Origin of the sequence: Aquimarina addita, assembly GCF_039539305.1 — a bacterium.
GTDB lineage: Bacteria > Bacteroidota > Bacteroidia > Flavobacteriales > Flavobacteriaceae > Aquimarina > Aquimarina addita.
This window is the reverse complement of the sequence record NZ_BAABCW010000014.1, coordinates 1-25014: the sequence shown is the minus strand read 5'-3', so window position 1 is coordinate 25014 and position 25014 is coordinate 1. Positions and strand designations below refer to the sequence as shown.

Below are 25014 nucleotides of genomic sequence, written 5' to 3'. Positions count from 1 at the left end.
CATTTCCTCTGGTGAAGTAAAATATATATAATGAATTACAAATTAACCACACATTTCAAACAGATTCTTGCAGATACACTTACTCCTGTGAGTGTGTATCTAAAAATCAGAGATCGATTTCCTAACAGCCTTTTATTAGAAAGCAGTGATTACAGAGGGAACGATAATAGTTTCTCTTATATCTGCTGTAATCCTATTGCACATATTAAAATTGAAAATGAAACTGTATATAAATCATTTCCTGACAAAAGTACTGAAGAAGCACGTATTACAAAGGATACTAACATTCCTCAGGTTATAGAAACTTTTGGAAACCAGTTTCAAACCTCTAAAAGTGATTTTAAATTTATAAACAATGGGCTTTTTGGATATATCTCTTATGATGCTGTTCGTTATTTTGAAGATATAAAAATTCAGAAAAGAGAAGGTGCTCTCAATATTCCTGATGTGCAATATACCGTGTTTCAGAATATAATTGCAATCAATCACTTTAATAATGAAGCCTATATTTTTGCGCATTGCTATAATTCTGAAAGTAATATTGCTGAAATTGAATCATTATTACAAGTCAAAAATTTTGCATCATATAATTTCACCTCTGTAGGGAATACCAGTTCCAATCTTGATGATGAGGAATATAAAAAACACGTGGTATTGGCAAAAAAACACTGTCAGCGAGGTGATGTATTTCAGCTAGTTTTATCAAAGCGTTTTTCGCAAAAATTTAAGGGTGATGAATTCAATGTATACAGAGCTTTAAGAAGTATCAACCCCTCTCCCTATCTTTTTTATTTTGATTATGGAGATTTTAAAATATTTGGAAGCTCACCAGAAGCACAGTTAGTTGTAAAAGATGAAATTGCAGAGATTCATCCCATTGCTGGTACTTTTAAAAGAACAGGAAATGATGAACAAGATGCAGAACTTGCTAAGAAATTATCCGCTGACGAAAAAGAAAATGCTGAACACGTGATGCTCGTAGATTTAGCGCGTAATGATCTAAGTCGCAATGGCAGTAATGTAACAGTAGAAAATTATAGAGAAGTACAATTCTACTCACATGTTATACATCTAGTCAGCAAAGTAACTGGAAAAAAACACAGTGACACCAGCACTATGCAAGTAGTAGCAGATACATTTCCTGCAGGCACACTAAGTGGTGCTCCTAAGCATATGGCAATGCAGCTGATTGAAAAGTATGAAAATATAAATCGTGATTTTTATGGAGGTGCTATAGGTTTTATGGATTTTTCGGGCAATTTTAATCACGCCATTATGATCCGAACATTTTTAAGCAAAAACCACGAACTGCATTGGCAAGCAGGCGCAGGATTAGTTAATGAATCTAATGAAGAAAACGAGCTACAAGAAGTGTATAACAAATTAGGTGCCCTGACAAAAGCACTAAAAATGGCTGAGGAGATATGACGTTATATAGTAGGTCTATAGTGATGAGTGATAAGAAAAAAGACTCTAAAAAACCAAAAACTCAATAAAAAGAGAATAATGAAAAATAAAATATTGGTAATTGATAACTACGACTCTTTTGTATACAATCTGGTTCATTATCTGGAGGATCTTGATTGCGATGTTGTCGTAAAACGTAATGATCAATTGACCTTAGAAGAAATTGCTCCTTTTGATAAAATATTGCTTTCTCCAGGCCCGGGAATTCCCGAAGAAGCTGGTTTGCTAAAAGATATTATTAAGCGGTATGCAGATACAAAGAGTATTTTTGGGGTTTGCTTAGGGCAACAAGCAATTGGAGAAGTTTTTGGCGGAAATCTTATTAATCTTGATCAGGTGTATCACGGAGTAGCTACAAATATTACGCTTTCTGTATTAGACGAGAAAATTTTTGAGGGATTAAACACTAATTTTGATGTTGGCAGATATCATTCATGGGTAGTAGCAACAGAAAATTTACCGTCTTGCTTAGAAATCACCTCACTTGATGTAAACGGTCAAATTATGTCCCTGCGCCATAGAGAACTAGATGTCCGTGGTGTACAATTTCATCCGGAATCTGTATTAACACCGGATGGAAAAAAAATATTAAAGAATTGGGTTGAAAATTAAATTAGTATCAACGACCGTATTAGAAATAAGAACTAATGTATCGTTGTGATCGCAACTGTTCACCTAATCAATGAATAGGTAATAGTATATATAGAACAAGTAAAACTCTATTTTACCCGGATATGAGTTCCTTCCTTTAGGGAGGTTAGGATGGGTTTATGCGTATGAAGAATTTACTAAATCGATTAATAAATCACGAGACGATCTCTAAGGAGGAAGCTAAAGATGTTTTGGTTAATATTTCTAAAGGAGACTATAATCAAAGCCAGATTGCATCTTTTCTAACCGTTTATATGATGCGCAGCATTACAGTAGAAGAACTGGAGGGCTTTAGAGATGCATTATTAGAGCTTTGTGTTGCTGTACACCTGAGCCACTACAATCCTATCGATTTATGCGGGACAGGTGGTGATGGTAAAGACACGTTTAATATCTCTACATTATCCTCTTTTATTGCTGCAGGTGCGGGTATTAAAGTTACAAAACATGGCAACTATGGTGTTTCATCTACCTGTGGTAGTTCTAATGTAATGGAACATCTGGGAATCAGATTCAGTAATGAAAAAGATTTTCTGGAACGTAGTATTGATGAAGCGGGCATTTGTGTCCTACACGCTCCCCTATTCCATCCAGCAATGAAAAATGTAGCACCCATCCGACGAGAATTAGGAGTAAAAACCTTTTTTAACATGCTAGGCCCCATGGTGAATCCAGCTTTTCCTAAAAACCAGATTGTAGGAGTTTTTAATTTAGAGTTAGCCAGAATGTATGGGTATTTATATCAGAATACCGATAAGAATTTTACCATTATTCATGCATTAGATGGCTATGACGAGATTTCATTAACCGGAGATACTAAAACTATTTCTAATCATACTGAAAGTATGTTAAGTCCTAAGGATTTTGGTGTAGCGGCTTTACAAATGAAAGATATTGCCGGAGGAGATTCTATAGAAAGTTCTGCTCAGATTTTTATGGATGTGCTTAACGGACAAGGGACAACAGCTCAGAATAATGTAGTATGTGCGAATGCCGGTATGGCCATAGCAACTGTAGAAGGGCTCACTCCTATACAAGGGTTTGAAAGAGCTAAGGAATCTTTACTATCAGGAAAAGGATTAACTGCATTAAAGAAAGTACAAGAATTAAGTAAGTAAGAATTGAATAATTCAGCATACTACATTCAGAATTAAATATATGAATATATTAGACAAAATAATCGTAGACAAAAGAATTGAGGTTACGCTTAAAAAAGAATTAATTCCTACGAAGCAATTAGAGAACTCAGTACTTTTTGACCGTCCTACAACATCATTGGCTACTGCGCTGCGAAACAGTGATACAGGAATTATTGCAGAACATAAAAGACGTTCTCCTTCTAAGGCCGTGATCAATCAGAAAGTAAGTGTGCAAGATGTAGCATTGGATTATGAATCCGCTGGAGCTTGTGGGATGTCAGTATTGACAGATGGTAAATATTTTGGAGGCTCCTTAGACGACCTCTTACTGGCGCGAGCATCTGTACAAATGCCATTACTCCGCAAAGAATTCATTATTGACACCTATCAGATTCTGGAAGCCAAAGCCTATGGTGCTGATGTAATTTTACTTATTGCTGCCGTATTAACAAGAGATGAGATTAAAGTGTTATCAGAATTTGCAAAAAGTCTTTCATTAGATGTGTTATTAGAAGTGCATAATCTGGAGGAGTTAGAGAAATCGATCATGCCATCACTGGATATGCTGGGTGTAAATAACAGGAATTTAAAAACTTTTGAAGTAAGCACTGCAGTTAGCAAATCTCTAAGTAAGCATATTCCGGATGATTTTGTAAAAGTATCAGAAAGCGGCATTAGTAGTGTAGAAGCGATTAAAGATTTACAGCCGTATGGATATCAAGGATTTTTAATTGGTGAAAACTTTATGAAAACAGAAAATCCGGGAGCAAGTGCGGTAACATTTATAAATGAATTAAAAAACGAACCATGAAGCTCAAAGTTTGTGGAATGAAATATGAGGAAAATATAGAAGCAGTAGCGGCGTTAAGGCCTGACTATCTTGGCTTTATTTTTTATAAAAAATCTCCTCGTCATTTTGAGCATACTATTCCTCAATTACCCGAATCAATAAAAAAAACAGGGGTTTTTGTGGATGCTTCTATAGATTTTATTTTAGAGAAAGTAGCTATGTATGGTTTTAGAGCAGTACAATTACATGGTAATGAAACTGCTGCATATTGCATGGAGTTAAAAACAAGATTACAGACAATGCATACAACTGCCAGTTCTAATAAAATTGAATTATTTAAAGTCTTTTCTATAAAAGACCAATTTGATTTTAATATCCTAAAACCATACGAAGGTATTGTGGATTACTTCCTTTTTGACACAAAGGGAAAAGAAAAAGGAGGCAATGGTTATGTTTTTGACTGGAGTGTTTTAAAAGAATATCATTCCACAACGCCATTTATATTAAGTGGAGGCATTGGACCGGATGAGATGAATGCAGTACTTTCTTTTAAAAATAGTCCGGCATCCAGGTATTTATATGCTATTGATGTAAATAGTAAATTTGAAATTGAGCCTGGGTTAAAAAATGTAGATCAGTTAAAAACGTATATAGCTAAACTGAAAAACAATAGTAATTAAAAAAAGTTGAAAAGATAAAAGCCTGTAAAGAAAGAAAACGTTAGCTCTTTGAAACTTTACAAATAAAAAATACCAGTACATAGTAGATGTTATCAACTTATGTACTGCCCACTAAAAACAACAATGATTATGAGTTACCAAGCTGATGAAAAAGGATATTATGGAGAGTTCGGCGGAGCCTATATCCCGGAAATGTTATACCCTAATGTAGAAGAATTAAGAACTACCTATCTTAAGATTATGAACGAACCTTCTTTTATAGAGGAGTTCAATCAATTATTAAGAGATTATGTAGGGCGTCCTTCTCCTTTATATTTTGCAAAACGCCTTTCAGAAAAATACAATACGAAGGTGTATCTAAAACGTGAGGACTTAAATCATACCGGTGCTCATAAGATAAACAATACTATAGGTCAGATTCTGGTAGCAAAAAAATTAGGTAAGAACAGAATCATTGCAGAAACCGGAGCCGGACAGCATGGAGTAGCAACAGCTACTGTTTGTGCCCTCATGGGTATACAATGTATTGTATATATGGGTGAGATTGATATCAAACGCCAAGCGCCTAATGTAGCACGTATGAAAATGCTGGGAGCCGAGGTGAAACCTGCATTATCAGGAAGTAAAACTTTAAAGGATGCAACCAATGAGGCGATCCGTGATTGGATTAATAATCCGGTAGATACGCACTACATTATAGGATCTGCAATTGGACCACACCCCTATCCTGATATGGTGACTCGTTTTCAATCCGTGATCTCAGAAGAGATCAAATGGCAATTAAAAGAAAAAGAAGGAAAAGAAGATCCTGATTATGTAGTTGCCTGTATTGGTGGCGGTAGTAATGCTGCAGGAACCTATTATCATTTTCTGGACAATCCGGCGGTTGGTATTATTGCCGTAGAGGCAGCAGGCAAAGGAGTGAATTCTGGAGAAAGTGCTGCTACCTCTCAGCTAGGTAAAGAAGGTATCATACATGGCTGCAAAACCTTATTGATGCAAACATTAGATGGTCAGATTACTGAGCCCTACTCTATATCTGCAGGATTAGATTATCCAGGAGTAGGACCTCTTCATTCTCATTTATACAAAACAGGGCGTGGAGAATTTTATTCAGTTACTGATGATGATGCGATGACAGCAGGATTAGAATTATCACAATTAGAAGGTATTATTCCTGCCATAGAAACCTCACACGCATTGGCTATATTTAATGATAAAAAATTCAAACCGGATGATATTGTAGTAATTAGCCTATCCGGACGTGGCGATAAAGATTTAAATACATATATAGATTATTTTAAATTGTAAAAATAAAATTGAGTATAAAGTAGTAAGTCTATATGCTTAATATTTTACACTCAATACTCAGTACTAAAAAACATGAACAGAATAAACCAAAAACTAGCAACAGATAAAAAACTGTTATCTATATATTTTACCGCTGGATATCCTGCGATAGATGATACTGTAAAAATAATTCAGGATCTGGAGAAAAGTGGTGTGGATATGATTGAGATTGGATTACCTTTTAGTGATCCATTAGCAGATGGCCCTACCATACAGGATAGCTCTACCGCTGCGCTGAAAAACGGGATGACATCTAAGCTCCTTTTTGAGCAATTAAAAGATATTAGGCAATCAGTAAGTATTCCATTGATTATTATGGGGTATTTTAATCCTATGATGCAATATGGAGTCGAAGCGTTTTGTGCTAAATGTCAGGAAATAGGTATTGATGGATTGATCATCCCCGATCTTCCTGTAGCAGAATATCATGAGCACTATCAGGAAACATTTGAAAAATATGGATTGATCAATGTATTTCTGATAACTCCACAAACTTCAGAAGAACGCATTCGGTTTATTGATAGTGTATCTAATGGTTTTATCTATATGGTAAGTTCTGCCAGTGTTACTGGATCAACCTCTGGATTTGGCAACACGCAAGAAGCATATTTTGACCGTATTCACGCAATGAATCTCAATGCCCCCCAGATTGTAGGTTTCGGGATCAGTGATCATAAAACGTTTACACAAGCTACAAAAACGACCAAAGGGGCCATTATAGGGTCTGCTTTTATAAAACACCTTACCAATCACGGCGCAGATACCATTGCTCATTTTATAAAAGGGATTAGATAAGTATAGAAACCTACAGAGTACACTATGGAAAAAATAGGAATCGCAGGAATAATACTCATAATACTAAACACTATTATTTCTTATAAAGGGTTTAAAAACAGTGCGTTTTTAAGAAAGTATGCTTTTCAGATCGATGAGATACTTGTCCACAAAGATTATAAACGTATGATTACCTCTGGGTTTCTTCATGTCAATTGGATTCATTTTGGATTTAATATGGCTTCTCTTTATTTCTTTAGCTATTGTATTGAATCTACTGTAGGAATTTTTTCGTTCTTACTTATCTATTTTGGAAGTCTGATCGGTGGAAACCTGCTGGCATTATTCATTCATAGAAAACATGGAGATTATAGTGCTGTAGGAGCCTCTGGTGCTATCAGTGGTGTAATATTGGGAGCTGTTGCTTTATTTAAAAATATGGAAGTAGGCTTGCTATTTACTACTTTTGGTATTCCCGGTTGGTTGTATGGATTAGTATTTATAATCATTTCTATCTATGGTATAAAATCACAGAACAATTCTATAGGACATGAAGCACATCTGGGAGGTGGTATTATTGGATTATTAATTGCTATTGCCTTGGTTCCGGGTGTTACAGCTCAGAATCCGATCCCCATTATACTGGTATTTGTTCCTTCTCTCATTTTTTTGAGTATCATATTCATCAAACCTGATTTTCTGGCAGTTAAAAAATTACTATCCGAAAAACCAGAAGGACTCTTAGATGTAGATGACAGATACAATATTGATAAAGTGACTAAAGAAGAAGAGCTCAATGCATTATTGGATAAAATCCATAACAAAGGAATTCATAGATTATCTAAGATAGAAAAAGAACGGCTGGAAGAACTTTCTAAATAGTAATGAACCATATCAATTCTATTTTTGTAATATACTTATTTAGGTCGAATTATTTTTTGCTGATTTACGCTATAAAATTCTAGAATAGTCGTAGGTATCGTTAAATTTTTAAACTAAAAAAATAGAAAAGGTTGGCTTATTAGCCTGAAATATAGACAAAATAGGTATAAGTCCTGATACCTTCCCATATTAAAGGTAGCAGATCATTATATATCTAAACTAGTTCTTAAACAATTCTCCGATAAACTTATCTAATTGTTTTCTTTTAAGTACTTGTGAATTCAGGTTTATCTTAGTAATAAAACCAAAAGAACCACTTAAAATATCCATGGTTCCTGATATATATAAATCTTGCTTTGCATCCAGTTTTAGTTGATGAAGCCCCGTAATAGGATACTTTAAGAATACTGTAGTTACTCCATTATCTCCAAAACTACGGTCTATTTCTCCGCGATTGGTCAATTTTGTTACAATAATCCCTTGTTCGTTATCCAGACTGGTAGATACAATAAAAAGTTCGCCAATATCATTCACTACAAAATCAGTATTGTAAATATCGGCATTGAAGTCAATTTCTCCTAAGTTTTTAAAAGCTTCATCCAGATTTCCTTCCATATCATATTTCCTAATGTTATAGAGGTTATACAAATCACTTTTTATGTTTGACGCGTATATATGACCATTTGCAATGACTAACTTATTAAAAAACTGATATTCAGAATCTATATTTAAGCAATCTACAGGATTGCTATCCATATTATTACTATCTAATCCTACGATATAGGTGGCTCTTTCTGCACCATTATCCATAGACTCAGAATATGCGACAAGTAATTGATCATTGCGCATGGTTGAACAATTTAAATTAAAATGATGATCATCATATAATTTAGTAGAGGTAGTTATTCCCGATTCAGACACTTTGATGATGGCAATTTTCTCGGTTTCTTTGACCATATGGAACTGGCTTACTCTGGCAACGATAATAATTTCGCCTTTTGACGACATATACATATGTTGACCAAAATTATTATCTTGATTATCCAGAATATTATTTTCATACAATCCTTCAACACCAAAACTCTGATCTAAATAACCATTATCCTGATATTTACGGATCGTAAGCACCCAGTTATTCTCTTTCCAGACATCAGATAAAACTAAGACACCACCATCTATAGCAGAGCTCATCGCAATAGGATTTATTAACTCGTGTGTTATAGTGTTATGGCTTGTATCAAAAACCACATTGCGAGTACCATTTTCATTAAAGCGAACTAAATACCGATTCACATCAGATTCAAACAGTACATTAATTTTATGTTCGTCTAATACGTCAAAGTCGATTATATTCGACGAAAACATACCTAACTCTTTAAACACCAGTACTCCATTCTTTGCGAAATTAACATCAATTTTCTGCGCAAAAACGCTAAAATGTATACAAAATGCGATTGATAAAAACAACCTTGCCCCCATAAGTTGATCGTAGTAGAAAATTATTTTGACACCCTTTTCCCCTAAGTGCCAACAACAAAATTACGAAAAAATGAGTTTACGGGTCTAAAAAAAATGATACATTAGTATACTATAGTTAAATATACATAATTCGCAAAGAGAAAGACAAAACATTAAATTAAATGAATTTTACTGTAGGATTTTTCTTGAATATGAAAATTTAAAATATGTTAAACTTAGCAAAAAATATAAATATATGATAAAAAAGATCTGCACTTCTGTTCTTCTGACACTTATATCCTGGCAATGTATCATTGCACAACAGAATTTTAATATCAAATTATCTAATGCAGCCTTAGCCTTAACAGAACAACAAGTGACCTATAATCCTTCTTATTTTTCTATAGGATATCCTAATGGTGATGTTCCGGATCACGTAGGAGTTTGCACCGATGTGGTGATTCGTGCCTACAGAAAACTAGGTATCGATTTACAAAAAGAGGTACACGAGGATATGAAGGCTCATTTTAGTACTTATCCAAAAATCTGGGGACTTTCTGGCACAGATAAAAATATTGATCATAGAAGAGTACCCAACCTTATGACTTACTTCTCCCGATTTGGGAAAACAAAACCGATATCTACCAATGCTTCAGATTATCTGCCCGGTGATATTGTATGTTGGAATCTGGGAGGTGCTATTACCCATATAGGGTTAGTCGTGGATAAAAAATCAAAGGACCAACAGCGGTATTTAATAGTACATAATATAGGCAGCGGACAAGAATTATCTGATTGTCTTTTTGATTATAAGATAATAGGACACTATAAATATACCGGTCCCTCCTCTATTCCTTAAATCACTTTAAACATCACCGTCAGATATGCGGATCAGGATCGCTGTATGGGAAGATTCAACAACAGGATTTTTTTCATCCTGAATCGTGAAGCTAGATTGCTAATCATCCAAATACTTTACCTGAATCAGTGTCTCAGCAAATTTGATTGAACTAAAAAAAGCCTGTGACTTTAAAAATCACAGGCTTACAATTTATAACTTTGATAATAATCTTATTGCACAGAGATCATCGTTCCAAAAGAATCCTTTCCTTTATTCAGATTCATCATATACATTCCTTTTTCTAATGTACTCACATCTAATTTCGTAAGTTCTTCAGAAAGAGATGCTCTTAGTACTGCTCTTCCTGTCATATCATAAATTGTCGCATCAATATCAGTCGTTATTTGAGGTAATCTAACAAACAGGTCGCCTGCTACAGATGGATTAGGATATACTACTAATGCGTCTACATTAGCAAACTCTCTTATATCTAATGTATTAGAAGGTAATGGAATTAAATCTCCACCTGCTGGCAATACTACGAACAAGCCAAAAGCTTCTCCATTACTATTAGCAGAAGGATCTAAAAACCCACTTGCTACTACGGTTAAAGCAACATCTTCAAGACCTAATGTAGCTAAGGGAGCATCATATCCTTGTACGATAGTAGCACCATCGGCGGTAGATACATTAATAAAATAATCATCAGTCGCTAATTCTAAATAGTCTGAAAATTCTGTATAAGAAATATCATCAACTAAGATCGAACCACCCTGTACGTTTACGTCTACTGTAGGAGCATCTGTAGCTCCGTGATGCACAAGAATATCAGTATTACCTGCGGTTGCTGCGGTCTCTCTGGCCATATCGTAAATCTGTAATCCAAAGGCTGGTGCTGGTGAATACCCTGTACTACTCACAATACCATCTGCTACCAATACATAAGTTGCATCAGCCGTTAAGGTAGGAGTCACTGAATATACAGGAGTTCCTGAAGAATCCATACTATCAGAAGGGAATACCTCGATATTTAAAGGTACGCCTGCTGGTGCATCAATAAAAGGAGAGGCTGTCCTAAAATTAAAATCATTTAATAACAATGATTCATTCAAATATACATCTACAGAAGCTGCTGCTGCATCTGCAGAATTATGAATCACCTGTACTCTGGCAGTACTTTCTGGCAAAGGAATCAAATCTCCACCTGCTGGCAATGCTACAAACAAGCCAAAAGCTTCTCCATCACTATTTACAGAAGGATCTAAAAACCCACTTGCTACAACGGTTAAAGCAACATCCTCAAGACCTAATGTAGCTAAGGGAGCATCGTATGCTTTTACGATTGTCGTACCATCACTGGTAGACACATTAATTGCATAATCATCAGTCAATAATGGTAAATAACCTGCAAATTCTGTGTAAGAAATATCATCTACTAGAGTAGCTCCACCTCCTTGTACATTTACATCTACTGTAGGGGCATCTGTTGATCCGTGGTGTACAAGCACATCTGTGTTACCAGCTACTGCCGCTGTCTCTAATCCCATATCATAAATTTGTAATCCAAAGGCTGGTGCTGGTGAATACCCTGTACTACTCACGATACCATCTGCTACCAGTACATAAGTTGCATCAGCCGTTAAGGTAGGAGTCACTGAGTATACAGGAGTTCCTGAAGAATCCATACTATCAGAAGGAAATACCTCGATATTTAAAGGTACGCCTGCTGGTGCATCAATAAAAGAAGAGGCTGTTCTAAAATTAAAATCATCTAATAACAATGATTCATTCAAATATACATCTACAGAAGCTGCTGCTGCATCTGCAGAATTATGAATCACCTGTACTCTGGCAGTACTTTCTGGTAAAGGAATCAAATCTCCACCTGCTGGCAATGCTACAAACAAGCCAAAAGCTTCTCCATCACTATTTACAGAAGGATCTAAAAACCCACTTGCTACAACGGTTAAAGCAACATCTTCAAGACCTAATGTAGCTAAGGGAGCATCGTATGCTTTTACGATTGTTGTACCATCACTCGTAGACACATTAATTGCATAATCATCAGTCAATAATGGTAAATAACCTGCAAATTCTGTGTAAGAGATATCATCTACTAAAGTGGCTCCACCACCCTGTACATTTACGTCTACTGTAGGGGCATCTGTTGATCCGTGGTGTACAAGCACATCTGTGTTACCAGCTACTGCCGCGGTCTCTGATCCCATATCATAAATTTGTAATCCAAAGGCTGGTGCTGGTGAATATCCTGTACTACTTACAATACCGTCCGCGACTAATACATAAGTCTCGCCATCCGCTAAAGTTTCGGTAAGTTCATACACAGGAGTTCCTGAAGAATCCATACTATTAGAAGGGAATACCTCTATATGTAAAGGTACGCCTGCTGGTGCATCTACAAAAGGAGATGCTGTTCTAAAATTAAAATCATCTAAAAGTAACACTTCGTTTAAATATACATCCACAGATGCTGCAGCAGCATCAGCAGAATTGTGGATTACCTGAACTCGTGCCATTTGTGCCGTCGCTATGTTAGAAATACATAGAAGCACAACAAAAAGGAGAAATTTGTAATTGGTTTTCATAATTGATAAAGATTAATGTTTATAAAATGATTGTGTCTATGTGTTACTCCTATATTATAAGTAGCAACACACTTATTAAACAAGTAAAAATCAATTAATCGAACCCTGACTTTCTGTTTTAGTTTTTATTTAACTTTTTTAAAAAATTATTAAGAATACATTAGAAAGCAGCAACCACTAAAAACATAACTAGACTGCGTTTAAAATCTCTTTTACAGCAGATCGATAGGCTCTGGGGTTACCTGCCTTTTTTATTTTCTTAAATGTTTTTTGTGGATTCGGGAAAGAGGTGGCAAAATACTCCCAGAAACCTAACATTTTCATTTTAATCGGTGTAGGTCCGGAAAGTGCTGCATCATATTGTTGGTAAATAGTATCATGAAATTTTTCAAATATTTCAAATCGGTTCTCTGGATAAGACGTTGTATTATTCTTAATCATACCAGGTAAAAAAGGGTCTGCGATCAGTCCTCTCCCTATCATCCAATGATCAATCACAGGAAAGCGTTCCTGCATTTTTTTAAATCCGGCAACCGTAGTAATATCTCCATTATAATAAAGTTTTTGATGAGTCGTATCTAGACATCGCTGAAAAGACTCCAAATCTACTCCTCCTTTATATAACTGCTTACCGATCCGTGCATGAATCGCTACATTTTTAATAGGATATTTGTCTAAAATCGGAAACACTTCCAGAATCTCCTCACTATGCTCATACCCCATCCTCATTTTCATCGATACTGTAATATCCGTTTCTGAGTGTACACGATCCAGAATATGATCTATTTTTTCTGGATTACAGATAAGCCCGGAGCCCATACCGCGTTTAGTCACCATAGGATAAGGACACCCCAGATTCCAATTGAGCTCTGTATATCCTAACTCCTGAATATATTTGACTACAAACAAAAATTCTTCAGCATCGTTTGTCATAATCTGCGGAATCAGATGATCCACAGTATTATTAGCTGGTTGTAAATCTCTTTGATACGAAGATTTTATAATGAGTTTATTATTAAAACGAATATAAGGTGCATAAAATGTGTCAATCCCACCAAAATAGCTGTTAAAAGCATTCCGAAACCGAAAGTCTGTAAACCCCTGCAAGGGAGAAGATACTAATGTAATACTCATACTGTCTTAAAATTGTGCAAATATAATTATTCATCTGTTTATTGGACTTTTAATTCTTATGCTATATTTCCCCGCGCTTCTCTTTTATTATTAACTATTATTTTTTTTACAAAAAAACGTAACATTCCCCTAGGGTATGCTATTAAGAGTATACGGTATATGGTCTGAAAAATTCAATAAGCACACAAATCAAAAAACCCACTCATCTATATGATAGATACATTGCTCCAAAAGGATAAAACAACAATAGATTCTGAGCAACTAAGCTTTCAGATACAAAGTAATCCTTCCTACCTGAGTCTACATATTATCAATAATGTTTTATCAAACTTTAATATCAGTCATGTGATAGCGGAAGTACCTGTAGCGTTACACTCATTATTTCAACTTCCTGATTTTTTATTAAAGATGTACATGGTGCTTCTTATGCTTATGAAGAAACTGAACCACAACAAGAAGTTCTATAGAACGTACAACCTAATACAACAAGGTTTTGCGGCTAGAATCATATTCTTTTAAAAAGAACAGACACAAAAAGTGAGTGTCTTTAAATGTTCACTAAAAATTTATTTATACATATTTTAATTATGAAAGATTTAAAAAAGTTAGGTACAATTTTATCTAAAACAGAACAAAAAACTATTAATGGAGGAATACGATATGGTGATAGTACTGATTGTGCTGCAGAATGCGAATTTGGAGGGATAATTGATCCTCGTACCCGTACTTGTTTCTGTCTTTAACAGAAGTAAGGTCGTCTCATTAGACGGCCTTATCATTTTCTTTCTCTTGATCTCCACATGCTTCTGCTTCTTTATTAAGAACTTCTAATTCAGCTTCTGATTTATTTCTACTAAATTTTTCACACGTATTCTGAAGCCCAATATATTCTCGCTGCAATGCTTTTATATCAGCACCATTTGTCTCCATCTTCTTAGTAAATACCTTTCTGGCAAGTACACAATCACAAAAAGTAATATTGGTCAACCCAAATTTTACAGAGATATCATTCGCATAATTATAAAAATTTTGCTCTGTCATTCGTTGATATCCATCTTCTATATTGGCAACATTATTGATATCATCCAATGCGTTTGTCTTATGACTAAAAGCATAGGTAAACTGAGTATCAGGAATCGCCATCTTAAAATCATAAGCTATTGATACTCCTATGATATAAGAGATAAACCCATTTGTTGCACCATCCTTACCATATACCCATATATTAGGAACTCCTGTTCCTTCATCTTCTTGTGCATCCAGATTACCGTATTCCTGATTTTTAATATGATAGGTAATCTTAATCGCCACTCCGGTATCAGAGGAGCCTTCTTTTACAATCTTTATAAAATTTTCTGACAATACATTCTCAAAACTCTCTTCAATAGAGTTGGTAATAATTCTTTCATAAGAACGAATATTTCCTCGCCTGTAATGTTTTTTTATAGCGGCTATATTATCGGTAACGGTTCTGTTTTCGCTTGCCTTAAATTGCATATCCAGTAATGTAATTACTTCTTCCGGATATTCTTCAAAATCCTTTACTTCTACATCCCCTTGTAAATCAAGCTGTATTTCTGTATTATTTTGATCTCGCATATACAGTAACAAATTTCTAAAAAATGAAACCGCCTCTTTGTCAAACCCGGTATTAACATTTACAATAGAGTCATATCTCTTAATTTCTGATGCCCATAATTGATTCTTAAAATCTTCAACTTCTTTATATTCTTTACTATCAGGATAGGTATTCATAAAATCCTTCACGTGTTCAATATCTCTGGTCGTCTGGAACTTAATCATGGCTACTTCTTCTATAAAATATCCATCCGGAAATTTATAGGCATATTGATTACAGACCACTTCTGTTCTTTCACTTTTTACCTGTAGGTATTTAAAATAATCATCAAAAAATGAAAAATAAGCAATCGCTAGTACAATGATACCTCCAATAATATAGAAGCGGCTCTTTTTGATCTTAATGGGTTGTGGAGTGCCATCATATGCCATAGGACAAGAACATTTAGGGCAGCTAAAAGTTATTTTTTTATGCTTAGGGATCCGCATTTTATGATTACAATCGTTACAATTGATTATTATTTTTTCCATAAATGTCCAATACTTTATAGTTAGCGTTTAGGTCAGTTTCTTTGAAGGTTTAGATAAGAAAGATAGGAATTAAGAAATTAATAACCGTTTGTAGGTTGTTATTCTTTACTAGGTCATAAACCATAATAACATTTAAAATCCTCCTGTTTATAAAACAGGTATGTATACTTGTCTATAATCGTTTTATAAGGACTAGCTTTATCTCATATAACAATAATAAAAACTGACACTGCGGATTCCCGTAAGGTGAAGTAGAATGTTTACAGTAGATTAGTGGTTGAAATGGTAACTATATTCTTGATATCGAGGTTATATGGTTATCGTGGTAACTATATATTCATGTTATGCTTCATGCTAGAAATCATCAATATTAGAAAATGAATAAAATTTATTCCGACTGGTTTAAAGTCGACTTACATATTCACTCTGACTTTAGTAATAAGACTAAAACTAAGGATTACGATGGTAGCTTTAATATTGACATCCTTAAAGAGAAACTAATTGAAAACCAAGTCAAACTTTTTTCATTAACTGATCACAATATTATAAACGCTGAAGCTTACAAAAACTACTATGACAATTTTACTAATGGAGATCCTGTATTACTGGTAGGTTGTGAATTCGATATTAAAGTCAAACAAGACGATGATAGTTTTCTGACTTATCATACTCTATTAATTTTCGATGAAACAACAACAGAAAAAGCAAATGAAATTGCATCTATAATTGAGAATCATTTAACTGAAACAAATATCAAAGAACGGAGTGTCTCAGAAGATGAAATTTTTGAATTATTTCAACCATACCATTTTTTCTACATACCACATGCCGGAGGGCACAAAAATATTATTGATGCCTATAAAGACGCTGACATTAGAAAGGCACAAGAAATGGTTTTACTAATGGAATGTGCTCATGAAAAAGTAAAAGAAAAGCATAGATTACGGCACCAGCAAGAGTTTGATAAATTAAAAGACCCAGATTTTCGAAATAAGAAAGATGAGGCATTCATAAATTTCTCAGACAATCATAATTGTGATATATATCCGAATCCAAAAAATGGTGCTACCCACGAATTTTATTGTCTAAAAGGTGAACCTACCTTTGAAACATTAAGATTTGCCTTTATTGACCCACAATCTAGAATCCGAAAACAACAGGAAGTTGACCTTTTAAAAAATGTAAAAAAGCACATTTCTACAATAGAGATAAAAGGCATTAAAGATGTTGATGATTGTAATATCGAGTTTAGCCCTAATCTAAATGTTATTATAGGCGGAGCTTCATCGGGTAAGAGTCTTCTTTTTAATTTGATCGGAAAAAAAATAGGAAATAATAAGCATGACTTCCAAAAATATAACTGTAATGATTCAGAAGTTTTAATTAAGGCATCAAATAGTCAAACTCCTCAATTAACACTACCTTTTAACGATGATGAAGTTATTTACATTAATCAAGGTGACATTGTTAAATACTTCGAAACTGGTGATTTAAAAGAGTTAGTTATTGACTCAGGAAGGGAAAATCAACTTTCGGAGGCTAAGGAGAAATTACAATCAACTAAGAACAATTTATTAAGTGAATTTGAAACGTTCAAAAATAGATTTGACCGATTCAATTCTTCATATCGCAAAGATTTTATAATACACGAGGGGGATTTTGAAAGTATGACAAATGATAAATTTCATTTTGTCGAATTTACACCATCGGTTGAACTTATAGACCTTACAGAAAAAGAAAGGTTATTAGAAAATATTTCAAATAATATTTCCAGCCTAAAGAATGATGAAATATTCGAGTTCAATAATAGTGAAAACACAGTTGTAGAATCTTTTGAGAATCTTATTAAAACTAAAAAAGAATTAATACTTCAAAAGAAGCTCACAAATGAATCGATTAGTCATTTTATTGAAGGGGTTAAAACAGTTCTTGATGAAAAAAACAATAATTTGGAATCAGCTTCAAGAGCAAAAAAAGAGGCTCTCAGCAGAAAACAATCACTATTAACGACTTGTAAAACATTATTCAAACAAGCTTTAGAGTTTGATGAATCCTGTATGATTTTAGAACAACTTAAATGTGATAATAAGGAAGAAATTAAAGTTACTGAATCCGTAAAACTGATTCTAGAAATAGAAAATAATGATCAGTTAAGACAAGGTATTACTAATTGCATAAATGGCGGTGAAATAGAGAAATCTATTTATGAAAATTACTTAGTCTTAGTTAGAGATAACAATAACCTTAAAGATTATAAAGAATATACTGAAGATCGTCTAATACAGAAACTCAAAAAAGAGACAAAACTGATTTTAAATAATTATGATGCCCCAAGAACATACTTGGACTACGGTGGAAATGGAAATTCAAAAAACAAGTCACCTGGATTCAACGCTGAAATGTATTTGAAAACAATTTTACATTATGAAAAGTGTAAGGTTGTAATGATTGATCAACCTGAAGACAATTTAGGTAACACTTTCAAAAATGAAGATCTAATTAATTTACTAAGAGATTTCAAATTTTTGAAACAAATAATATTAGTCACTCATAATCCTTCAATTGTAGTCTATGGAGACGCAGAATCAATTATTTTGGCAGAGAATACAAGTGGTCAAATTTCATACAGTCAATTATTCTTAGAAAATAAAGATTTTCAAAAATTGATAATTGATAATCTTGATGGAGGAAAATCAATATTTGATATGAGATCAAGAAAGTATAACATTAAAAAACTTCTCAACTCATGATAAATGTAAATAATCAATTTCAAAAGAATAATTTAAGTATTGAGTTTTTTGGTGATACAATTATCAAAAACCAAATTACCATTACTGTTTCTAATGATGTCAACTTTAAACCTGTTATTGACTATTTAATACAACTAATTCCCAAGAGATTGAAACTTACTTCGACGTTCGAGGATTTTAGTCAAGCAGATAATATTGAAAAACTAACTTTGATTCAAGAAACAGTTTCTGGTATCTATGAAAGGTTTAATTCATCAATTGATCATAGTGAAACATCAGAAAATAAGGAAGAAGAAAAGCTTAATGATTATAATAATTCAGATGATTTACTATTTTAGAATAAAATCACTAAAGCACAGCAAAGAGGTGTATAGTTCATAGCTACTCCCTACGAGATAGCTAATAAACCATACACTAGCCGTTAGACAACATTAGAATTAAATAAATGAGAATAAAGGAAGATATTCCAATACTAGGAAAAGTTACAGTAAACTTCCTTGATTTAAGTGCTAAACTATATCAACATTACATGGATGTTAAGGAAATAGATAGGCAAAAAAAGACAGCTCATTTAGGTTTAATTTCCCACGCTTTTAAAAATTCTAATCACAGTAGATTTGATTATTTAATATTGCAATGTGTGATATCAGAATTAATTGAAAATACTTTTAAAGGAACAACTAACGCTCAAGGGAATATCACAATAGATGGAGCTAAATATTTTGGAAATGATATAATTAAAACCTGGATTTTACTTTCTAATTTTGGCCATTGTAAAAACACCATAGGTGATGAAAAAACAATTCTTCTTCATTGTATCCAAAATAAATCTTTCAAAAGAAAGCTATTAAATTGTATTAGGGATACTAGACTTAGAAAATGGTCGGAAGAAGTAATTCCTAATTTTGACTATGTAAGTTTTCATCATATCATAAGTTTTATTAGAATTTATAAAACATTCAGAAGACGTGTTACAAGACAAAACGAGCTACTAAAAATATATAGACTCTTACTTTTACCAGAGGAAGAAAACGAAATAATTGCAAGTTCAAATCAAATATCTCAATTAAAAAACATCTATTTTATACTAAGGGATATTTCGATGATTGCATTAGATTCTAGAAATAGCTCCCTACCTTTAAGTATAGACATTCTTTCCACAGTTTTATCATTAGACTCGTTTGAAAATAAATATCAAAATAAAAGGATTTCAATCATATTGGAACCACTCATTTCAATACTATGCGATAATCTATATCTAAATATTAAGAGTCAAACCCACCAAAGGTCTTATGAAATAAATGCATCGAAAACAATTGGAACAGATGTAGTCAAAAACCTTAATCAAGCCATAGAGAATGGGTTATATAATCCTACAGTTTGCCACTTACATCATTTTCTAAGAATTCAACTAGATAAAAAAAATATGGTTTTTGAAGAAATCTCAAATGCCACTAGACAAATTTTGACTGTAAAAAAAGGAATAACTGGTGTTAACGCATCAATGGACTTAAACCCATTTACAGATGAACGAGTTATTGATTTCTATATAGAAGATAATTTTGACATTAAACACTTTTCAACTTTCATCTATAATATTGGAAACATTACGATTGGACAAATTATCGGAACTGCATCTAATGAATTTAATAAAACTAAAAAAATCAATGATTTAATCGATGCCAATTTGAATAAACTACCAATTACAGAAGCACAAAAAACAGATTTTAAAAACCCAATCCGAAAACACATTTCTTCTAATATTAGAAAAGCCTTATTAAATAAAAACTTACCCATATTCAAAAATATACTTTGGGCTGTATTACGTTATCACTTAGACCCAAAATATCATTTTGACATTGACAATCACTCTATTGAAAAATATGATTATTTTGGAGTGAAGGTTGCTGGTTTAAACCCACTTAAAGAAAATTTAGATAAAGCAATAGTTTCTGAGAAATATTTGGATAGGAAACACGAATTAAACCAATTAAAACAATCTGCTTATAGAAAATTTGAAGGAACAGTTCTAATTTGTATCTCAAGAATAAAAATTTACAATTACTCTTTAGCACCGGAGAAAAGAATAGTTACTGATATTGATGGAGTTGTGTTAAAATTTAACGAAGACGTTTTGATTTTAGAACTACACGAAAGTAAGAATACGGCTAAACCTGTAAAAGATGCACTTAAGGATATTAACACGAAATTAATTAAAACAATCGATAAGAAAATAAAAGGTGTTAAAATTAAAGAAGTACCAAAATATGGCGGAAAGATTTATATCCGTCATAAAAAATAACGTTGCATAACAATGTATCCTATGTAAAGCCCTTTCCCAAGTCTTAAGATAAATTTACGATATTTTTTTATTTGATTTATTTCATTATGATGATGATTTTAGAGTGTTAGAATATTAGCAACGCAATTAAAGCGTTGTCAATATTTCAAGACTCAACCTATAAATAACTCCGCATCCTATATACGGTATCCGCTTGCGGATCCACCAGCATCTCTATAATTATGATTAGCTAACAAGGCAACTTGCTATAAAATGTGATAACTCATCGAATTTCACTCAAATTGTTTAGTTGTCCTATCTGTCCAGATGCGCTTGCCCAAAACTAATTTTGTACCAAAAGTATTTTCGAGTTTTAAGGCTTATGTTATTTTTTACTTTATCACGCCTATTTGATAAGGTGTTTCTGTTTTTATAATCGCATGAATCCGACTTAATAATTTTCTGGCTACTTTGACTAATATCCATTTCACATCTTTATTTTGTATAAACGATGTATCTTAACGAACATTAAAAAATAAAGAATGTCTCAAATAACTGATTATATCTTTTTAAAAGATAAGAAAGTAACAGAAATAAAAATTGAATCAATAACGACTGTTTTAGAAATTGAACATCACGATTTTTCTAATGAAACCGATTTATGTGAAACAGGAATTGTGAGAGATTTATTTATTGGAGAAATCAATAATGGAACAATCATTTTTGGAAATGGAATAACATATAAAATGATTCATAATGACGAAATCAGAAAAAATTTCCTAAAAGAGTTTTCTGACTGCGAAATTTTCTCAAAATCTTATGATGATAGAGTTATGGTTTTTGGATTTGCATTAGGAATAAATGGTAAATTTATTTGTGCAAAAGAATGTGGAGATGGAATATTTTCTGAAGGTTCACAAACTCTATTTGAAAAAGAAATAAGAGAAAATCAAGAAGAAATAGATGAAACAATTATTGTTTTTGACTTAATTAAAAAATTTGAAGAATTATATTTAGGAAAGTCAATAGAAGAGTTTAATTGTAATGAAATAAAGTTATTAAAATACATAAAAAATTAAAAAACACTACGCACAACAACAGCAACCGTTACACAACTAACCTTTTCCACAAGAGGATATGATTTTTAGTTGTTTAAATGAAAATTGATATTGAATATCAACATCTTACAAATGATCATAACCTTAAAACCACCTGATCTACTAGCATTTTAGGGTGTGCAACAACCACAATGGCTATAATTAATACATTTTTGGTTCTTAATTCAGGATTTAGAGCTTGTAACAAGGTCCGCAAAATCTTTTAATTTGGCTTTTGAAAGAGAAAAATTTGGCTCTGTGTTAATCCGAAAAGTTAGTGCCTTTTTGCAAGCTACGTTTGATACAAAAGTCCATTACGTGCAAGCGAAAAAAAATACTCGTCTAATTTTCGGTTGCTGAACAAATTTCTTAAGTATTCCTTTGCCTTATGAAATTACACAAAAGAATATGTTCGCTTCTATTCATAATATTGTTGCCAATTGTAACAATCGGACAAGAGCTGAAATCAAGTGTCTTTTTAAGAACACCACAAGTCGTAAATTACAATTTCAGTCAAGAACAAATATCATATAGTCCAGTCATTTCATTTGGACTTGGACTATCACTTGCATCGAATTTTATCGAATTAGCAACGTTCATAAATAACAATGACATTTATGGATTTTATACATTTTTTGGAACTACAATAAAAACAAAAAAACTGGATAGAAATTTGACATTACACACCAATTGGTTTGGAGAAGTAACCTATGTACCAAAACAATTATTGTCTTCGGATTCATTCACTTATACAACTGGTCTTTGCTTTTTCCTTAATTATAGCTTCAACTGGGGTTCAATCGGACTTCCTGTATGCGTTGGAGCAGGATACAATGAAAAAAATTTGAGTCTGAATACAAGAACAATTTTAAATATATCACTAAATCTTAACTAGAAGATGGAATTTAAAAACTTACACAATCAGAAAAAACCTTTATTAATCGGAAATGTCTGGGACGTACCAAGTACTAAAACAGCAGAAAAATTAAATTTTCAGGCAATTGGAACTTCAAGTTCTGCAATTGCTCAACTTTTAGGATATCATGATGGAGAAGAAATGGAATTTTCTGAACTAGAATATTTTGTAAAGCGAATTGCACTCAACACAAATTTACCTTTGTCAGTTGATTTAGAATCAGGATACAGCCGTAATCCAAAACAAATTGTCAGGCATATTAAAAGTTTAGTAGAATTAGGAGTTACTGGCATTAACATTGAAGATAGTGTGGTTATGAATGAGAAAAGAATTTTATTAAACCCTAGTGATTTTACTAAGACACTAACAGAAATAAAGGAACATTTAGAAAAGGAACATGTTGACGTTTTTATAAACGTAAGAACAGATACATTTATCTTGCTTCAAGAAAATATCATTGAAGAAACAAAAAAAAGAATTCAACTTTATCAAAATGCTGGAGCAAATGGAATTTTTACACCTTGCGTTGAGAAAGAAAATGATATTAAAACAATTGTAAACTCCACAACTTTACCAATTAATGTAATGTGTATGCCTGACCTTCCGGACTTTGATACATTGACAAAGCTAGGAGTAAAACGAATAAGTATGGGTAATTTCCTTTTTGACAAAATGTACAATACATTTGAAGAAACTGTACAAACTGTTTTAAACCAAAATTCATTTAAGTCTATCTTTTAAAATGCTAATTACAGACCACACTAAAATCGAAACATATTATCAAGCTCTCATAGATAGAGAACAAAGCTTTGTTGGTATTTTTTTTGTAGGAGTAAAAACAACTTCTGTTTTTTGCATTGCTACGTGTAGAGCAAGAAAACCAAAACGAGAAAATGTAGAGTTTTATACATCATTTAAAGAGGCTTTGGATAATGGATACAGACCTTGTAAAATCTGTAAACCAACAGAAAATGCAAATCAAGCACCTGAACAAGTTGAGAAAGCAATTATTTTGGTAAAAGAAAACTCTAAAGACAAAATAACCGACTTTCAATTAAGGCAAAGAGGAATTAGTCCAGAGGTGGTACGTAGATGGTTCAAGAATAATTATGGTATGACTTTTCAAGCATATCAAAGAATGTATAGAATAAACAATGCCTTTCAAGAATTAAAAAAAGGAAAAAATGCTACACATACTGCTTTTGACACGAGTTACGAATCGTTAAGTGGTTTTGGCTATACTTTTAAAAAACTCGTAGGTAAATCACCAAAGCAAATTAAAGATAAAAATATAATCCTCATAAACAGACTCACGACACCTTTAGGACCTATGTTTATCTGTGCAACTGATAACGGAATATGTTTATTAGAATTTGTGGACAGAAGAATGCTCGAAACAGAATTTAAAGATTTGCAAAAATTACTAAATGCAAATATTATTTCGGGCGGAAACGAACATATCAAACAAACCAAGAAAGAAATTAAAGAATACTTTGAAGGTACAAGAAAAAAATTTGATGTAAAACTTGAAACACCAGGAACTGATTTTCAAAATTCAGTTTGGAACTGTTTACAACAAATAGAATACGGAACAACGACAACCTATCAAAAACAAGCAGAAAAAATCAACAACCCAAAAGCAATTAGAGCAGTTGCATCTGCAAATGGTTATAATAGAATTTCTATAATTATACCTTGTCATAGAGTAATTGGAAAAGACGGAAAAATGACTGGTTATGGCGGGGGAATTGAACGAAAGAAATGGTTGATAAATTATGAACGAGAAAATGCCAGCAGATAATAAAGAAATGAGACAAAAAATAAATAAAATTTAACCATTTTTTGCTAGCATACTTCTTTAATAATCATAATTTTATTATAATTAATTTTACGCATTTCAAAAGCTTGTTTTAATAATTTATTACAAACATGTGGACTACCTAATAGTATAGACTGTTCTGCTATGATACTCCCAATGCTTAGGACAGGATAAAGATATTTTTAATTTCTAAGAAGCCATTTGTTTTTGATAAAATATTTGATTTGGAGGTACTTTTCCGATTTCAGTATGTCTTCTTTTGGTGTTGTA

21 protein-coding genes are annotated in these 25014 nt (G+C 32.9%); 17 read left to right on the top strand and 4 right to left on the bottom strand.

Annotated elements, in window-relative coordinates; translation table 11 throughout:
* Positions 1–30: 30 nt before the first annotated feature.
* From ABD816_RS15675 to ABD816_RS15640, 8 genes are all read left to right on the top strand, one after another.
* Positions 31–1428 carry an anthranilate synthase component I family protein gene (locus ABD816_RS15675; protein WP_344928994.1) on the top strand — a complete coding sequence of 466 codons (1398 nt, stop codon included), beginning with the start codon at positions 31–33 and terminating at the stop codon, positions 1426–1428.
* A gap of 78 nt (positions 1429–1506) precedes the next feature.
* Positions 1507–2079: an anthranilate synthase component II gene (locus ABD816_RS15670; RefSeq protein WP_344928993.1), complete on the top strand. Its 573-nt coding sequence runs from the start codon at positions 1507–1509 to the stop codon at positions 2077–2079.
* 164 nt (positions 2080–2243) lie between these two features.
* Positions 2244–3236 (top strand): anthranilate phosphoribosyltransferase, encoded by a 993-nt coding sequence (trpD, locus tag ABD816_RS15665; protein ID WP_344928992.1) that lies wholly within the window; start codon positions 2244–2246, stop codon positions 3234–3236.
* A gap of 40 nt (positions 3237–3276) precedes the next feature.
* Complete coding sequence (gene trpC / locus ABD816_RS15660; protein ID WP_344928990.1) at positions 3277–4068, top strand: indole-3-glycerol phosphate synthase TrpC; 792 nt, start codon at positions 3277–3279, stop codon at positions 4066–4068.
* Positions 4065–4727 carry a phosphoribosylanthranilate isomerase gene (locus ABD816_RS15655; protein WP_344928988.1) on the top strand — a complete coding sequence of 221 codons (663 nt, stop codon included), beginning with the start codon at positions 4065–4067 and terminating at the stop codon, positions 4725–4727. The genes trpC and ABD816_RS15655 overlap by 4 nt, the downstream gene beginning before the upstream one ends.
* Before the next feature lie 129 nt (positions 4728–4856).
* Positions 4857–6038 carry a tryptophan synthase subunit beta gene (trpB, locus tag ABD816_RS15650; RefSeq protein ID WP_344928985.1) on the top strand — a complete coding sequence of 394 codons (1182 nt, stop codon included), beginning with the start codon at positions 4857–4859 and terminating at the stop codon, positions 6036–6038.
* A 72-nt stretch (positions 6039–6110) separates the two neighbouring features.
* Complete coding sequence (gene trpA / locus ABD816_RS15645) at positions 6111–6872, top strand: tryptophan synthase subunit alpha (protein ID WP_344928983.1); 762 nt, start codon at positions 6111–6113, stop codon at positions 6870–6872.
* A 24-nt stretch (positions 6873–6896) separates the two neighbouring features.
* Positions 6897–7733 (top strand): rhomboid family intramembrane serine protease, encoded by an 837-nt coding sequence (locus ABD816_RS15640; protein WP_344928981.1) that lies wholly within the window; start codon positions 6897–6899, stop codon positions 7731–7733.
* 219 nt (positions 7734–7952) lie between these two features.
* Here the strand turns inward: ABD816_RS15640 and ABD816_RS15635 are convergent, their stop codons facing one another.
* A complete protein-coding gene (locus tag ABD816_RS15635; protein WP_344928980.1) occupies positions 7953–9212 on the bottom strand; it encodes a hypothetical protein in 1260 nt (419 codons plus the stop codon).
* A 235-nt stretch (positions 9213–9447) separates the two neighbouring features.
* On the opposite strand from ABD816_RS15635, the gene ABD816_RS15630 reads away from it, so the two are divergent.
* Positions 9448–10050, top strand: coding sequence for a DUF1287 domain-containing protein (locus ABD816_RS15630; protein ID WP_344928977.1), 603 nt, complete (start codon positions 9448–9450; stop codon positions 10048–10050).
* Between the two features lie 212 nt (positions 10051–10262).
* On the opposite strand, the gene ABD816_RS15625 is transcribed toward ABD816_RS15630, so the two are convergent.
* Together ABD816_RS15625 and ABD816_RS15620 are read right to left on the bottom strand one after the other, a co-directional pair.
* Complete coding sequence (locus ABD816_RS15625; protein WP_344928976.1) at positions 10263–12638, bottom strand: T9SS type A sorting domain-containing protein; 2376 nt, start codon at positions 12636–12638, stop codon at positions 10263–10265.
* A gap of 189 nt (positions 12639–12827) precedes the next feature.
* Positions 12828–13772, bottom strand: coding sequence for a tRNA dihydrouridine synthase (locus ABD816_RS15620; RefSeq protein WP_344928975.1), 945 nt, complete (start codon positions 13770–13772; stop codon positions 12828–12830).
* Between the two features lie 587 nt (positions 13773–14359).
* Here ABD816_RS15620 and ABD816_RS15615 point away from each other — a divergent pair.
* Positions 14360–14515 carry a hypothetical protein gene (locus ABD816_RS15615; RefSeq protein WP_344928974.1) on the top strand — a complete coding sequence of 52 codons (156 nt, stop codon included), beginning with the start codon at positions 14360–14362 and terminating at the stop codon, positions 14513–14515.
* Between the two features lie 19 nt (positions 14516–14534).
* Here ABD816_RS15615 and ABD816_RS15610 read toward each other — a convergent pair whose 3' ends face one another.
* Complete coding sequence (locus tag ABD816_RS15610; protein WP_344928973.1) at positions 14535–15881, bottom strand: hypothetical protein; 1347 nt, start codon at positions 15879–15881, stop codon at positions 14535–14537.
* A gap of 377 nt (positions 15882–16258) precedes the next feature.
* Between ABD816_RS15610 and ABD816_RS15605 the strand changes: the two genes are divergently transcribed.
* From ABD816_RS15605 to ABD816_RS15575, 7 genes are all read left to right on the top strand, one after another.
* Positions 16259–18631, top strand: a complete 2373-nt coding sequence (locus ABD816_RS15605; RefSeq protein WP_344928972.1) for a PHP domain-containing protein — start codon at positions 16259–16261, stop codon at positions 18629–18631.
* Positions 18628–18969 carry a hypothetical protein gene (locus tag ABD816_RS15600; RefSeq protein WP_344928970.1) on the top strand — a complete coding sequence of 114 codons (342 nt, stop codon included), beginning with the start codon at positions 18628–18630 and terminating at the stop codon, positions 18967–18969. Before ABD816_RS15605 ends, ABD816_RS15600 begins: the two co-directional genes overlap by 4 nt.
* 107 nt (positions 18970–19076) lie before the next feature.
* Entirely contained in the window at positions 19077–20933 is a 1857-nt protein-coding gene (locus ABD816_RS15595; RefSeq protein WP_344928969.1) for a hypothetical protein, read from the top strand.
* Positions 20934–21454: 521 nt separating this feature from the next.
* Positions 21455–21991 carry a hypothetical protein gene (locus ABD816_RS15590; protein WP_344928968.1) on the top strand — a complete coding sequence of 179 codons (537 nt, stop codon included), beginning with the start codon at positions 21455–21457 and terminating at the stop codon, positions 21989–21991.
* A 451-nt stretch (positions 21992–22442) separates the two neighbouring features.
* The gene (locus ABD816_RS15585; protein ID WP_344928967.1) at positions 22443–22904 is read left to right on the top strand and encodes a hypothetical protein; all 462 of its coding nucleotides are present in this window, start codon (positions 22443–22445) and stop codon (positions 22902–22904) included.
* Between the two features lie 3 nt (positions 22905–22907).
* Positions 22908–23666, top strand: a complete 759-nt coding sequence (locus ABD816_RS15580; RefSeq protein ID WP_344928965.1) for an isocitrate lyase/PEP mutase family protein — start codon at positions 22908–22910, stop codon at positions 23664–23666.
* Position 23667: 1 nt separating this feature from the next.
* Positions 23668–24726, top strand: a complete 1059-nt coding sequence (locus ABD816_RS15575) for a bifunctional transcriptional activator/DNA repair enzyme AdaA (RefSeq protein ID WP_344928962.1) — start codon at positions 23668–23670, stop codon at positions 24724–24726.
* The last annotated feature ends 288 nt before the right edge of the window (positions 24727–25014 follow it).

What these genes read in the sequence shown, in the direction of transcription:
- ABD816_RS15640 (WP_344928981.1), top strand. Translation starts at nt 6,897, where the DNA reads ATGGAAAAAATAGGAATCGCAGGAATAATACTCATAATACTAAACACT.
- ABD816_RS15630 (WP_344928977.1), top strand. Translation starts at nt 9,448, where the DNA reads ATGATAAAAAAGATCTGCACTTCTGTTCTTCTGACACTTATATCCTGG.
- ABD816_RS15575 (WP_344928962.1), top strand. Translation starts at nt 23,668, where the DNA reads ATGCTAATTACAGACCACACTAAAATCGAAACATATTATCAAGCTCTC.
- ABD816_RS15670 (WP_344928993.1), top strand. Translation starts at nt 1,507, where the DNA reads ATGAAAAATAAAATATTGGTAATTGATAACTACGACTCTTTTGTATAC.
- ABD816_RS15635 (WP_344928980.1), bottom strand. Translation starts at nt 9,212, where the DNA reads ATGGGGGCAAGGTTGTTTTTATCAATCGCATTTTGTATACATTTTAGC.
- ABD816_RS15605 (WP_344928972.1), top strand. Translation starts at nt 16,259, where the DNA reads ATGAATAAAATTTATTCCGACTGGTTTAAAGTCGACTTACATATTCAC.
- trpA (WP_344928983.1), top strand. Translation starts at nt 6,111, where the DNA reads ATGAACAGAATAAACCAAAAACTAGCAACAGATAAAAAACTGTTATCT.
- trpB (WP_344928985.1), top strand. Translation starts at nt 4,857, where the DNA reads ATGAGTTACCAAGCTGATGAAAAAGGATATTATGGAGAGTTCGGCGGA.
- trpC (WP_344928990.1), top strand. Translation starts at nt 3,277, where the DNA reads ATGAATATATTAGACAAAATAATCGTAGACAAAAGAATTGAGGTTACG.
- trpD (WP_344928992.1), top strand. Translation starts at nt 2,244, where the DNA reads ATGAAGAATTTACTAAATCGATTAATAAATCACGAGACGATCTCTAAG.
- ABD816_RS15580 (WP_344928965.1), top strand. Translation starts at nt 22,908, where the DNA reads ATGGAATTTAAAAACTTACACAATCAGAAAAAACCTTTATTAATCGGA.
- ABD816_RS15595 (WP_344928969.1), top strand. Translation starts at nt 19,077, where the DNA reads ATGAGAATAAAGGAAGATATTCCAATACTAGGAAAAGTTACAGTAAAC.
- ABD816_RS15625 (WP_344928976.1), bottom strand. Translation starts at nt 12,638, where the DNA reads ATGAAAACCAATTACAAATTTCTCCTTTTTGTTGTGCTTCTATGTATT.
- ABD816_RS15655 (WP_344928988.1), top strand. Translation starts at nt 4,065, where the DNA reads ATGAAGCTCAAAGTTTGTGGAATGAAATATGAGGAAAATATAGAAGCA.
- ABD816_RS15620 (WP_344928975.1), bottom strand. Translation starts at nt 13,772, where the DNA reads ATGAGTATTACATTAGTATCTTCTCCCTTGCAGGGGTTTACAGACTTT.
- ABD816_RS15590 (WP_344928968.1), top strand. Translation starts at nt 21,455, where the DNA reads ATGTCTCAAATAACTGATTATATCTTTTTAAAAGATAAGAAAGTAACA.
- ABD816_RS15675 (WP_344928994.1), top strand. Translation starts at nt 31, where the DNA reads ATGAATTACAAATTAACCACACATTTCAAACAGATTCTTGCAGATACA.
- ABD816_RS15600 (WP_344928970.1), top strand. Translation starts at nt 18,628, where the DNA reads ATGATAAATGTAAATAATCAATTTCAAAAGAATAATTTAAGTATTGAG.
- ABD816_RS15610 (WP_344928973.1), bottom strand. Translation starts at nt 15,881, where the DNA reads ATGGAAAAAATAATAATCAATTGTAACGATTGTAATCATAAAATGCGG.
- ABD816_RS15615 (WP_344928974.1), top strand. Translation starts at nt 14,360, where the DNA reads ATGAAAGATTTAAAAAAGTTAGGTACAATTTTATCTAAAACAGAACAA.